A 13,018-nucleotide genomic window follows, 5' to 3' on the forward strand; every position below is an offset into this window, starting at 1 on the left:
ATCATAGAACCAACCGATGACAGGAATAAACCGTCTCGGCGCGTACTAACCTTGAGTCCTGTACACTGCACGACCTTGGCAGCCACACATTCCCCCGGCTGCGCTCCCGATCCTGGATTTTCCGGCCATGCAGAAAGAAACCGAAATCAAACTCCGCGTCAGCCGCGAAACCCTCGCCGCACTGCGCGAGCACCCGTTACTGAAAAAACGCAACAAAAGTGGCTGGGAACGCCGTGAGTTGATGAATCAGTACTTCGACACGCCCGAGCGTGACCTGGCGCAGGCCAAAGTCGCCCTGCGCCTGCGCAAGGATGGCGAAGAAGTGATTCAGACCCTCAAGACCCGCGGCCAGAGCGTCGCCGGTCTGTCCGTTCGTAACGAATACGACTGGAACCTGCCCAAGGCCAAGCTCGACCTGAAGAAACTCGACGGCGAATGTTGGCCCGAGGAACTGGCCGAACTGGACAAGAAGACCCTGAAGCCAATCTTCACCACCGACTTCGTCCGCGAACGCGCGGAAATCGCCTGGGGTCGCGGCAAGACCAAAGTGGTTATCGAAGCCGCGCTGGACCTGGGTCACGTCGTGGTCGGCAAGCAGAAAGAAGAAATCTGCGAGCTGGAACTGGAACTGCGCGAAGGCGAACCGGCAGCCCTGCTGGAACTGGCCGCCGAGCTGGCCGAGAAACTGGCCCTGATGCCATGCGATATCAGCAAGGCCGAGCGCGGTTATCGCCTGTACGACGCCCACAGCTATTCGTTGAGCCTGCCGGCACCGCAGATCACCGCTGAAACGCCGCTGGACGACGCGTTCGCCGCGCTGAGCTGGCATTTGCTGGGCAGCAGCCAGCGTCTGGCCGAGCAGTATCGCTTCAACGGTCACTGGCGCCTGTTGCAGGACTGGGTCGAGTGCCTCGCGGAAATGCGCGCGCTGATCAGCAGCCTGGGCCAGGCCGCTCCGCGTCAGTCGACCCACGATCTGCGTATCGCCCTCGATGCCTTGCTGGAAGACTGGCGCCCGCTGGTCCAGGCCGGCCTGGACGATGAAGACGTGCGCAAAGCCGCGCCCGAGCAGTTCCTCGAAGAACTCGAAGACCCGCGTTGGGGCCTGTTCTCCCTGACCACCTCGCGCTGGCTGCTGGCCCGCACCTGGGCCGCCGACCGCAACACCCGTGGCAATCGCCAGGGCGCTGCGCAACTGGGCAGCTGGTTGCCGCGCCTGCTGGGCGAAGAAGCCACTTCGTTGCAACTGCAACGTTACCAGCAACAACCGGAAGACCTGGCCGAGCAACTGCCGCGCATCGAACGCATCCAGGTCTGGCTGCACCATGCGCGCAACGTGCTGGAGATCCCGGAAATGGATCGCCTGTACGGCGAGTTGAACAAGCTGGCGCAACTGGCCAACGAGTCGATCACCGACGAAGTCCTGGATGCACGTAAGCAGCAGGCGATTGCGGTGTATCAGAACCGCGCCTGGAAAATGTTGCTGCGCCTGTAATACCTTTGTGGCGAGGGGGCTTGCCCCCGTTGGACTGCGCAGCAGGCCCATTTTTGGGGTCGCTGCGCAACCCAACGGGGGCAAGCCCCCTCGCCACAAAGTCCCTCAAACATCATCAGCGCAACACCGGCAAACTGGTGGTCGACTTGATCTCCGACAACGCCACGATCGAATTGACCTCCTGAATCCCCGGCACCATCGACAGCTTCTCGAAGAAGAAGCGCTCGTACGCCTCGATGTCCGCCGTGACAATCCGCAGCAAGAAATCCACCGCCCCCATCAGCACGTAACACTCCAGCACCTCCGGAAAGCCGCGAATCGCCTCGGTGAATTCGGTGAAGTTCGAACGCCCGTGGGCATTGAGTTTCACCTCCGCGAAGATCTGCGTGTTCAGGCCGATTTTCTTGCGGTCGAGCAAGGTCACCTGGCCGCGAATGATGCCCTCCTCTTTCATCCGCTGAATCCGCCGCCAGCACGGCGATTGCGAGAGCCCCACCTGCTCGGCGATCTGTGCGCTGGAAAGCGAAGCGTCCTCTTGCAGCAAGGCGAGGATCTTGCGGTCGTAGCTGTCCAGTTCGCTGTGCATAAAAAAACCCTTAACTACGTAATAAGTGAATTGATTTATTCTTCATTTCTGCAATACAGCCAATCATAGAGAAGAAATACCCGGCACAGGATGTAAACATTTCTCCAATGATTCTGGAGCCTGACCATGCCGTATCTCGAAACCGTGAACACCCCACCTGCCCGCGCCGATGTCTGGAACGTCGGCAACGCCCATTGCCGGGTTCGCTATCAAATGACGGCCGAGGCTGAACCGGACCTGCTGTGTCGCGCCCTCAATCTGTTCGCCCTGCAATTGCTCACGCCGGAGCAGGTCAGCGCGCAGCGCCAGGACGACTGGCTGACCATCGAAGTTGTCATCGACGGTTTGAGCTGGCACCGCGCGCAAGTGATTGCGGAAAAACTTCGCAACCTGATCAGCGTCTGCTCGGTGGAGCTGCAAGAAGCTGATGCCCCATGGACCGAAGCGGTTCAAGCGGCGGGCTGAAAAACTCCGAAACGGCTTTGTCGGGTAGTGGCCCAGCGGTCAGCCGAGCCACGGCTATCCTTTGCGCACTGTCGTTCAAAAGGAGCCCGCATGTCCGTACAAATCGCCCTTCAGGACCGCTGGCTGGATCTCAATGATCTACTGCGCGAACTCGTCGCCCAGGGCTTTATCAGCCAGGATTCGGCCGAACACGCACTCAATGCCCGCCGCCGCAACGCCTCCCTTGGGCAGATGCATCCGCTGGAGTTCATTGCCAGCCAACAGCTGGACGATCTCAGCCGCCCCGGCAAACCGCTGGACCTCGAGAGCCTGACCCTGTGGCTGTCCCGGCAGGCCGGCCAGCCTTACCTGCGCATCGACCCACTGAAAATCAATGTCGCGGCCGTGACCCCGCTGATGTCCTATGCCTTCGCCCAGCGCCACAAGATCCTCGCGGTAGCCATCGACCGCGAGGCGGTAACCGTGGCCAGCGCCCAGCCTTATGTCAGCGGCTGGGAGGCTGACCTGACCCACGTGCTCAAATTGCCGATCAAGCGTGTGGTGGCCAACCCCGTGGACATCCAGCGCTTGAGCGTCGAATTCTTCCGCCTGGCCAAATCGGTCACCGGGGCGAACAGCGCCGACCCGCAAGTCAGTACCCTCGGCAATTTCGAACAGCTGCTCAACCTCGGCGCCAGCGACCAGGAGCCGGACGCCAACGACGCCCACATCGTCAATATCGTCGACTGGCTGTTCCAGTACGCGTTCCAGCAACGCGCCAGCGACATCCATATCGAGCCCCGGCGCGAGCAAGGCACGGTGCGCTTTCGCATCGACGGCGTGCTGCACAACGTCTATCAATTCCCGCCCCAGGTCACCATGGCCATCGTCAGTCGCCTGAAAACCCTGGGGCGCATGAACGTCGCGGAGAAACGCAAACCCCAGGACGGCCGGGTGAAAACCAAGACTCCGGATGGCGGTGAAGTCGAATTGCGCTTGTCGACACTGCCCACGGCCTTCGGCGAAAAAATGGTCATGCGGATCTTCGATCCGGAAGTATTGCTCAAGGACTTCGACCAGCTTGGTTTCTCCGCCGACGACCTGCGCCGCTGGCAAGACATGACCCGCCAGCCCCACGGCATCATCCTCGTCACCGGGCCGACGGGCTCGGGCAAGACCACCACCCTCTACACCACCCTGAAAAAACTGGCGACGCCGGAGGTCAACCTCTGCACCATCGAAGACCCGATTGAAATGGTCGAGCCGGCGTTCAACCAGATGCAGGTCCAGCACAACATCGACCTGACCTTCGCCGCTGGCGTGCGCGCGCTGATGCGGCAAGACCCGGACATCATCATGATCGGCGAGATCCGCGACCTCGAAACCGCGGAGATGGCGATCCAGGCGGCGCTCACCGGGCACCTGGTGCTGTCGACCCTGCACACCAACGACGCGCCCAGCGCCATCAGCCGTCTTCTGGAGCTCGGTGTGCCGCATTACCTGATCAAGGCCACAGTGCTTGGCGTCATGGCCCAGCGACTGGTACGAACCCTGTGCCCGCACTGCAAGGCGCCGCTGACGCTGGGCGAAGACGACTGGCAAACCCTGACCCGTCCCTGGCAAGCACCGTTGCCGGCCAATGCCCAGCGTGCCATCGGTTGCGTGGAATGCCGCGACACCGGTTATCGCGGTCGCGCCGGGGTCTACGAAATCATGCAACTGAGCGATGGCATCAAGGCGTTGATCAGTCCCGACACCGATCTGCTGGCCGTGCGGCGCCAGGCATTCAAGGAGGGCATGCGCAGCCTGCGGTTGTCAGGAGCGCAAAAGGTCGCCGCCGGGCTGACGACTATCGAGGAGATTCTGCGCGTGACTCCCCAGAGCGAGCAGAACTGAGCCCGGCTGTACTGATCCGGCATCGGCACAGCTACACTCCAGCCATTGCAACTCCACAGATCCACACATCAACAAGGAAACGTTATGCAGATCGGTAGTGTGCTTTTGCTTTTTGTCGGCCTGGTGGTCGCCATTCTGTTCATGGGTTTCAAGGTCGTGCCCCAAGGCTTTGAATGGACCGTCGAGCGTTTCGGTCGCTACACCAACACGCTCAAGCCGGGGCTGAACGTCATCATTCCGGTCATGGACCGCATCGGCCGCAAGATGAATGTGATGGAAAGCGTGCTGGATATTCCGCCACAGGAAGTCATCACCGCCGACAACGCCACGGTGCAAATCGACGCCGTGTGTTTCTTCCAGGTGGTCAACACCGCCCAGGCGGCCTACGAGGTCAACAACCTCGAACACGCCATCCGCAACCTGCTGCAAACCAACATCCGCACCGTGCTCGGCTCGATGGAGCTCGACGCCATGCTCAGCCAGCGTGACGGGATCAACGAAAAACTGCTGCGCACCGTCGACGAAGCGACCGCGCCTTGGGGCATCAAGATCACCCGGATCGAGATCAAGGACATCAGCCCGCCCGCCGACCTGATGGCGGCGATGTCGGGGCAGATGAAAGCCGAGCGAATCAAGCGTGCGCAGATCCTCGAGGCCGAGGGCCTGCGCGCCGCAGCGATCCTGACCGCCGAAGGCAAGAAGCAGGCGCAGATCCTCGAAGCCGAAGGCAGTCGCCAGGCCGCATTCCTGGAAGCCGAAGCCCGCGAGCGGCAAGCCGCGGCAGAAGCCCAGGCCACTAAAGTCGTGTCCGAAGCCATCGCCAGCGGCAACGTGCAGGCGGTGAACTACTTCGTGGCGCAGAAGTACATCGATGCGCTGGGCAAGTTGTCCTCGGCCAACAACAGCAAGGTGATCCTGATGCCGCTGGAAGCCAGTTCGATGATCGGCGCGGTGGGCGGCATTGGCGAAATCGTCAAGGCCACTTTCGATAACAAGAAAGCCTGAGGCACGCCATGTGGGCATTTTTGCAGCACCTTTCATTCTGGGACTGGTTGGCGCTGGGCACGGTGCTGTTGATTCTCGAAGTGTTCGGCGCCGGCGGTTATCTGCTGTGGATCGGTATGGCCGCGGCAACCGTGGGCGTCTTGACCTTCCTGATGCCGGACCTGTCTTGGGAATGGCAGTTTCTGTTGTTCGGCCTGCTGTCGATCACCACCGCGTTGTACTGGTGGCGGCGTCAGCGCACGGCGATGCGTCCCAGTGATCAGCCGCACCTGAATCTGCGCGGCCAGGAACTCATCGGCAAAACCTTCGTGGTGCATGAAGCGATTGTCGACGGTCGCGGCAAGATCAAGGTGGCTGACGGCGTGTGGATGGCCCGCGGGCCGGACACCGCCACTGGCAGCCGCGTGCGGGTGGTCGGCCAGCAAGGCGCCATCCTGCTGGTCGAAGCGGCGGATTAAGCGACCACGGAACTCGATTGGGGGTTGGCAATCCAACCGCGTAGTCAACCCAGTGGAGTCACCCTGTCATGCGTTTCAAACTTGCTGTCGCTACCGTCGCGCTGTTGTCCCTGCCTGTCGGTTCGGCGATGGCCGATACTTTTTGGCGTAACGTTCTTACGTCCGGTGCAACCACCGGTTCGAGCTATCTGACATCCAAGGATAACAAGCTGGTCGTCGCGGCCCAGGACGATGCCAGCAGCTTCGTCGCCAGTGACGGCGGTATCCGCGGTCCGTACCTGGAAGCGGCCATGCAGAAGGTCCGCGCCGAAAACCCGGGCCTGCAAGCCACGGACATGGAACTGGCGAACGCGATCCTGGCGAAGAATGCCGTGGCTTCGGAATAAGCGTTGCGAATAAAAAATGCCGCTCAATTGAGCGGCATTTTTTTGCCTGGCGAACGCAAATCTCATGTTCACCGAGCCCCCCTGTGGGAGCGAGCTTGCTCGCGATAGCGGTGGATCAGTAAAAACTTCATTGACTGTCACACCGCAATCGCGAGCAAGCTCGCTCCCACAGGGGTTATGTACAACCTGGGAAGTCAGCGGTAATCATCCACCGGCACACACGCACAAAACAGGTTCCGGTCCCCATACACATTGTCCACCCGGTTCACCACCGGCCAATATTTGTGAGCCTTGGTGTGCGCGTCCGGCGTGACCGCTTGCACGATGCTGTAGGGTCGTTCCCACACGCCGGTGATATCGGCCAACGTATGCGGCGCACCTTTCAACGGGTTTTCTTCAGCCGGCCAATTACCGTTCTGCACCTCGTTGATTTCCGCGCGGATGCTCAGCATCGCCCCGATGAACCGGTCCAGCTCCGCCTTCGATTCACTTTCGGTCGGTTCGACCATCAGCGTCCCCGGCACGGGAAACGACATGGTCGGGGCATGGAAGCCGTAATCCATCAGACGCTTGGCCACGTCCTCCTCGGTAATGCCGGTCAACGCCTTGAGCGGTCGCAGGTCGAGGATGCATTCGTGGGCCACCCGCTCGTTGCGCCCGGTATAGAGCACCGGGAAAGCACCGGACAAATGCCGCGCCAGGTAATTCGCGGCCAGGATCGCCACTTCGCTGGCGTCCGCCAGTTGCGGGCCCATCATGGCGATGTACATCCAGCTGATCGGCAAAATGCTTGCGCTGCCCCAGGGCGCTGCGCTGACAGCACCATTTTGCGGGTGCGGCCCTTCGATCGGCACCACCGGATGGTTGGCCACGAACGGCGCCAGATGTGCCCGAACACCAATCGGCCCCATGCCCGGCCCACCGCCACCATGGGGAATGCAGAAGGTCTTGTGCAGGTTCATGTGCGAGACATCGGCACCAATATCGGCCGGCCGCGCCAACCCCACCTGAGCGTTGAGGTTGGCGCCATCCATGTACACCTGCCCCCCGTGCTGGTGGATCACCTCACAGATTTCGCTGATGCCTTCCTCATACACCCCATGGGTCGAAGGGTAGGTCGCCATCAGGCAGGCGAGTTTTTCGGCGGCCTGCGCGGCTTTTTCCTTGAGGTCATCCAGGTCGACGTTGCCCGCCTCGTCGCACTCGACGATCACCACGCGCATCCCGGCCATTTGCGCCGACGCGGGATTGGTGCCGTGAGCCGACGAAGGAATCAGGCAGATATCGCGGCCGCCCTGTTGCCGGCTCTCATGGTATTTGCGGATCGCCAGCAGCCCGGCGTATTCGCCCTGGGCACCGGAGTTGGGTTGCATGCAAATCGCGTCGAAACCGGTGATCGCGCACAACCAGCGCTCCAGTTCTTCGATCATCAGCCCATAACCGGCTGCCTGTTCCTTGGGCACGAACGGGTGCAGGTTAGCGAACTGCGGCCAGGTAATCGGGATCATCTCGCTGGTGGCGTTGAGCTTCATGGTGCAGGAGCCCAACGGGATCATCGATTGATTGAGCGCCAGGTCCTTGTTTTCCAGCTGCTTGAGGTAGCGCAGCATCTCGGTTTCGCTGTGATGGGCGCTGAACACGGGGTGACGCAGATAAGGTGAGGTTCGCGCCAGCCCCTGGGGAATTCCGCCAGGCAAGACTTCGGCATCCAGGTCGTCGATGCTGAGCCCGTGATCGGCCCCCAGGAACACGTCGAACAGCTTCGCCACGGTGCCTTCGTCGCAGGTCTCGTCGAGACTCAAGCCCAATTGGCCGCGCCCGAGAATGCGCAGGTTGATCTGCGCAGCCCGGGCACTTTCGATGATGGCGGTCTGGGTCCCGCCGACTTCCAGCGTCAGGGTGTCGAAGAAGTGCCGGTTCACCCGGATGATACCGTTGCGCTCAAGCCCGGCGGCAAGGATGCAGGTCAGCCGATGAACCCGCTGGGCAATCCGCTTGAGCCCTTCGGGGCCGTGGTAGACCGCATAGAAACTGGCGATATTGGCCAGCAGCACCTGGGCCGTGCAGATGTTGGAGTTGGCCTTCTCCCGGCGAATGTGTTGCTCGCGGGTTTGCAGGGCCATGCGCAGGGCGGTGTTGCCCCGCGCATCTTTCGAAACACCGATGATCCGCCCGGGAATCGCACGCTTGTATTCATCGCGGCTGGCAAAAAATGCCGCATGAGGCCCGCCGTAGCCCATGGGCACGCCAAATCGCTGGGACGAGCCGAACACCACATCGGCACCCAGTTCACCCGGCGGAGTCAACAACAACAGGCTCAGCAAATCCGTGGCGACACAGGCCAGAGCCTGTTGCGCGTGCAGGTGATCAATCAGCGGTCGCAGGTCGTGGATTTCACCGTGGGTGTCAGGGTATTGCAGCAGCGCGCCGAACACCTGGTGCCGCTTCAAGTTATCCACAGTGTCGACGATCAGATCGAAGCCGAAACCTTCAGCGCGGGTCTGCACCACGGAAATGGTTTGCGGGTGGCAGTTTTCGTCGACAAAGAACAGGTTGCTTTTGGACTTGGCGACCCGCTTGGCCAGGGCCATGGCCTCCGCCGCGGCGGTGGCTTCATCGAGTAGCGAGGCATTGGCCAGTTCCAGGCCGGTCAGGTCGATGGTCAGTTGCTGGAAGTTCAGCAGCGCTTCAAGTCGCCCTTGGGCGATCTCTGGCTGATAGGGGGTGTATGCGGTGTACCAGCCGGGATTTTCCAGCACATTACGCAGAATGACCGCCGGTGTGAGGGTGCCGTGGTAGCCCATGCCGATCAGGCTGGTCCAGACCTGGTTCTGCTCGGCATAACCGCGCAGCTTGGCCAGCGCGGCCTCTTCATCGAGTGCCGGGGGCAGGTCCAACGGCCGGTTGAGGCGGATGCCCGGCGGCACCGTCTGCTCGATCAAATCGACCCGACTGCCCAGGCCGAGGCTGTCGAGCATCGCCTGTTGCTCGGCGGCATCGGGCCCGAGGTGGCGGCGCAGAAAGGCATTGGGGTCGCGTAACTGGCTCAGGGACGGCAATTGGGACATGACGGGCTCTCTCTTGACTGGCGCTCAGCGTCGATGCAACACGGTCAAACCAGCATAGCAGCCACTCTGTAGGAGCGAGCTTGCTCGCGATGACCCCGAGCGCGCCGCGGGGTCTCAAGTTGCAGCGTTATCGTTAACGACCATCGCGAGCAAGCTCGCTCCTACAAGGGAAATTCGCCAGACAACAAAAAGCCCCGACGAGTCGGGGCTTTGGATGACGCTGAAGGCTTACTCGCCGATGGCGGCCTTGTAGCCGGCGGCATCCAGCAGTTTTTCCAGGTCTGCAGCGTTGCTTGGCTTAATCTTGAAGATCCACGCGCCGTACGGGTCACTGTTGAGCAGTTCCGGCGAAGCGCTCAAGTCTTCGTTGACCGCGATCACTTCACCGGCAATCGGGGAGTAGATGTCGGAAGCGGCTTTAACCGATTCAACGACACCCGACTGATCACCGGCAGCAAACACGTTGCCGACCTCAGTCAGCTCGACAAACACCACGTCACCCAGCGCTTCCTGCGCGTGATCGCTGATGCCCACGGTGACGGTGCCATCGGCTTCCAGACGTGCCCATTCGTGACTTTCGGCAAAACGCAGGTCGGCAGGGATATCGCTCATGTTCTGTGTCCTCAGGAAATGGTCGGCGGTCATGTCCGCCAGAAAAGATTAGATCAAGGTTTTGCCGTGGCGTACGAAGGTCGGTTTGACCACCCGGACCGGGTACCACTTGCCACGGATTTCCACTTCAGCGCGGTCGGCTGTTGCCATCGGCACGCGCGCCAGTGCAATCGACTTGCTTAGCGTAGGAGAGAAACTACCACTGGTGATCTCCCCTTCGCCAACATCGGCGATGCGGACCACCTGATGAGCACGCAAAACACCACGCTCCTCAAGGACCAGACCGACCAGTTTGTGCTGTACACCGGCGGCCTGCTCGGTTTCCAGCGCCTTGCGCCCGATGAACTGCCGGGCGGCAGGTTCCCAGGCAATGCTCCAGGCCATATTGGAGGCCAAGGGTGAAATATCCTGCTGGATGTCCTGACCGTAAAGGTTCATGCCGGCTTCGACCCGCAAGGTATCCCGCGCGCCGAGGCCGATGGGAGAAATCCCGGCTCCGACCAGATCGTTGAAAAAGCCTGGCGCCTGATCGGCCGGCAGAATGATTTCCAGGCCGTCTTCGCCGGTATAACCGGTGCGTGCGATGAACCAGTCACCATCGGACAGGCCTTCGAAAGGCTTGAGGAGCTGGATCAGGTTGCCGCGGGACTGACTGACCAATTCGGCAATTTTCTGTCGGGCGTGGGGGCCCTGGATGGCCAGCATCGCCAACTCGGAACGCTCGCGAAGTTGCACATCGAAACCGTCGAGATGCGCTTGCATCCAGGCCATGTCCTGATCGCGGGTGGAGGCGTTGACCACCAGGCGATAACCCTCATCGAGACGGTAGACGATCATGTCGTCGACAATCCCGCCCTGCTCGTTGAGCATGGTGCTGTACAACGCACGGCCTGGGCTGTGCAGGCGTTCGACATCATTGGCCAGTAAATGCCGGAGCCAGGCTTTTGCCTGGGCGCCACCGACATCGATTACGGTCATGTGGGATACATCGAAGACACCGCAATCGCGGCGCACCTGATGGTGTTCCTCGACCTGCGATCCATAATGCAGAGGCATGTCCCAACCGCCAAAATCGACCATCTTCGCGCCGAGTGCGAGATGAAGGTCATACAGAGGCGTACGCTGTCCCATGGGTTTCTCCTTCCGGGCGTGGCGAAGATGCGGGCAGGTGCTGCACGGACTGAATGCCTTGAAACAAAGGGCCTTCAGCCGATTTCAGCTACCTGGTCTGTCAGACGGACCGCACCGAATGCCGCGCATTGTAGCCGCAAGGTGTAGGACTGACACCTAGCTGTTTCGATGTGCTGAGCGTCGGATCAATCCGATGACCGGTAACAGCCCGACCAGTACCAGGGTCAATGCCGGCAAAGACGCCCGCGCCCATTCGCCTTCGCTGGTCATTTCGAAGATTCGCACCGCCAGCGTGTCCCAGCCAAACGGGCGCATCAGCAAGGTTGCGGGCATTTCCTTGAGCACATCGACGAACACCAGCAGCGCGGCGCTCAACGTGCCGGGTAGCAATAGTGGCAGATACACTTTGAAAAACAGTCGTGGCCCACTGACGCCAAGGCTACGTGCCGCTTCGGGCAAAGATGGCCGTATACGCGCCAGGCTGCTTTCCAGCGGTCCGTAAGCCACCGCAATGAATCGCACCAGATAGGCCAGCAACAATGCCGACAGGCTGCCCAGCAGCAGCGGTTTGCCCGCACCACCGAGCCAGCTCGAGAGCGGGATCACCAGTTCGCGGTCCAGGTAACTGAACGCGAGCATGATCGACACCGCCAGCACCGAACCGGGCAAGGCGTAGCCCAGGTTGGCCAGACTGACCCCGGAACGAATGACCCGGGTGGGCGCCAGTCGTCGGGCAAACGCCAGTAACAAGGCGACGCTGACGGTGATCAACGCCGCCATCGCCCCCAGGTACAAGGTATGGACGATCAACCCGGTGTAGCGCTCGTCGAGATCGAAGCGCCCACGCAGCCAGAACCACACCACCAATTGCAGCATCGGGATAACGAAAGCACAGGCGAACACCAGGCAGCACCACGTCGTGGCCGCCAGCGCCTTGACGCCTCGCAGGTGATACAGCGCCTTGACCCGTGGTCGCTCGTTACTTGCCCTGTTCGCCCCACGGGCACGCCGTTCGCCGTAGAGCACGAGCATCACCACCAGCAGTAACAGGCTGGCCAGTTGCGCGGCGGACGACAGGCTGAAAAAACCGTACCAGGTCTTGTAGATGGCCGTGGTGAAGGTATCGAAGTTGAACACCGACACTGCGCCGAAGTCCGCCAGGGTTTCCATCAGTGCCAATGCCACGCCCGCACCAATGGCTGGCCGCGCCATGGGCAATGCCACCCGCCAGAACGCTTGCCAGGGCGATTGACCAAGGACCCGCGCGGCTTCCATCAGGCCTTTGCCCTGGGCAAGGAAGGCTGTGCGGGCCAGCAGGTAAACATAGGGATAGAAAACCAGCACGAGCACGACGATCACGCCACCCGTGGAGCGCACGCGCGGCAGCCGCAGGCCACTGCCAAACCACTCGCGCAGCAGGGTTTGCACGGGCCCGGCAAAATCCAGCAGGCCGACGAAGACGAAGGCCAGCACATAGGCCGGGATCGCGAAGGGCAGCATCAATGCCCAGTCCAGCCAGCGCCGACCGGGGAATTCGCAAAGGCTGGTGAGCCAGGCCAGGCTGACACCCAGGACTGTCACGCCGACACCGACGCCTAGCACCAGGGTCAGGGTATTGCCCAGCAAACGCGGCATCTGCGTGTCCCAGAGATGAGACCAGATCTGTTGATCGATGGTTTGCCAGGACAGCAGCAACACGCTCAGGGGCAACAGGACCAGCGCAGCAATGGCGAAGACGACTGGATACCAGCGGCGTTGGGCGGGATGGGCCACAGGCTTGGTTCTCTACTATCTAATGGATGAGATCGACACTGGCAGGAGCGAGCTCGCTCGCGAAAAACGTCAACGATAATGCGGGAAGCCTGACGGTCCGCGGCGCCCTGACGTTCATCGCGAGCAAGCTCGCTCCTACAGCGTCAGGGGTGCGTAACGCAAAA

General features: G+C 61.2%; 11 protein-coding genes. 6 read left to right on the top strand and 5 right to left on the bottom strand.

The window, feature by feature from the left end; genetic code table 11:
* The first annotated feature begins 127 nt into the window (after nt 1-127).
* Complete coding sequence (locus PSJE_RS18390; protein ID WP_090452052.1) at nt 128-1,495, top strand: CYTH domain-containing protein; 1,368 nt, start codon at nt 128-130, stop codon at nt 1,493-1,495.
* 115 nt (nt 1,496-1,610) lie between these two features.
* Here PSJE_RS18390 and PSJE_RS18395 read toward each other — a convergent pair whose 3' ends face one another.
* Nucleotides 1,611-2,081 carry an Lrp/AsnC family transcriptional regulator gene (locus PSJE_RS18395; RefSeq protein ID WP_090452054.1) on the bottom strand — a complete coding sequence of 157 codons (471 nt, stop codon included), beginning with the start codon at nt 2,079-2,081 and terminating at the stop codon, nt 1,611-1,613.
* A gap of 126 nt (nt 2,082-2,207) precedes the next feature.
* On the opposite strand from PSJE_RS18395, the gene PSJE_RS18400 reads away from it, so the two are divergent.
* The 5 genes from PSJE_RS18400 (at nt 2,208) to PSJE_RS18420 (ending at nt 6,270) form a co-directional block, all read left to right on the top strand.
* A complete protein-coding gene (locus tag PSJE_RS18400; protein WP_090452056.1) occupies nt 2,208-2,546 on the top strand; it encodes a hypothetical protein in 339 nt (112 codons plus the stop codon).
* A gap of 90 nt (nt 2,547-2,636) precedes the next feature.
* Nucleotides 2,637-4,421: a type IV pilus assembly ATPase TfpB gene (gene tfpB / locus PSJE_RS18405; RefSeq protein ID WP_090452058.1), complete on the top strand. Its 1,785-nt coding sequence runs from the start codon at nt 2,637-2,639 to the stop codon at nt 4,419-4,421.
* A gap of 84 nt (nt 4,422-4,505) precedes the next feature.
* Entirely contained in the window at nt 4,506-5,426 is a 921-nt protein-coding gene (locus PSJE_RS18410) for an SPFH domain-containing protein (protein WP_057712833.1), read from the top strand.
* An 8-nt stretch (nt 5,427-5,434) separates the two neighbouring features.
* Nucleotides 5,435-5,884, top strand: a complete 450-nt coding sequence (locus PSJE_RS18415) for an NfeD family protein (RefSeq protein ID WP_057712832.1) — start codon at nt 5,435-5,437, stop codon at nt 5,882-5,884.
* A gap of 68 nt (nt 5,885-5,952) precedes the next feature.
* Nucleotides 5,953-6,270 carry a DUF2388 domain-containing protein gene (locus tag PSJE_RS18420; RefSeq protein ID WP_057712831.1) on the top strand — a complete coding sequence of 106 codons (318 nt, stop codon included), beginning with the start codon at nt 5,953-5,955 and terminating at the stop codon, nt 6,268-6,270.
* Between the two features lie 194 nt (nt 6,271-6,464).
* Here the strand turns inward: PSJE_RS18420 and gcvP are convergent, their stop codons facing one another.
* The 4 genes from gcvP to PSJE_RS18440 form a co-directional block, all read right to left on the bottom strand.
* Nucleotides 6,465-9,338 (bottom strand): aminomethyl-transferring glycine dehydrogenase, encoded by a 2,874-nt coding sequence (gene gcvP, locus PSJE_RS18425; protein ID WP_090452060.1) that lies wholly within the window; start codon nt 9,336-9,338, stop codon nt 6,465-6,467.
* 228 nt (nt 9,339-9,566) lie between these two features.
* Nucleotides 9,567-9,950 (bottom strand): glycine cleavage system protein GcvH, encoded by a 384-nt coding sequence (gene gcvH, locus PSJE_RS18430; protein WP_090452062.1) that lies wholly within the window; start codon nt 9,948-9,950, stop codon nt 9,567-9,569.
* Nucleotides 9,951-9,998: 48 nt separating this feature from the next.
* Nucleotides 9,999-11,081: a glycine cleavage system aminomethyltransferase GcvT gene (gcvT, locus tag PSJE_RS18435; RefSeq protein ID WP_090452064.1), complete on the bottom strand. Its 1,083-nt coding sequence runs from the start codon at nt 11,079-11,081 to the stop codon at nt 9,999-10,001.
* 156 nt (nt 11,082-11,237) lie between these two features.
* Nucleotides 11,238-12,854 (bottom strand): ABC transporter permease, encoded by a 1,617-nt coding sequence (locus PSJE_RS18440; RefSeq protein ID WP_057712827.1) that lies wholly within the window; start codon nt 12,852-12,854, stop codon nt 11,238-11,240.
* Nucleotides 12,855-13,018: the final 164 nt, after the last annotated feature.

Origin of the sequence: Pseudomonas jessenii, assembly GCF_002236115.1 — a bacterium.
GTDB lineage: Bacteria > Pseudomonadota > Gammaproteobacteria > Pseudomonadales > Pseudomonadaceae > Aquipseudomonas > Aquipseudomonas jessenii.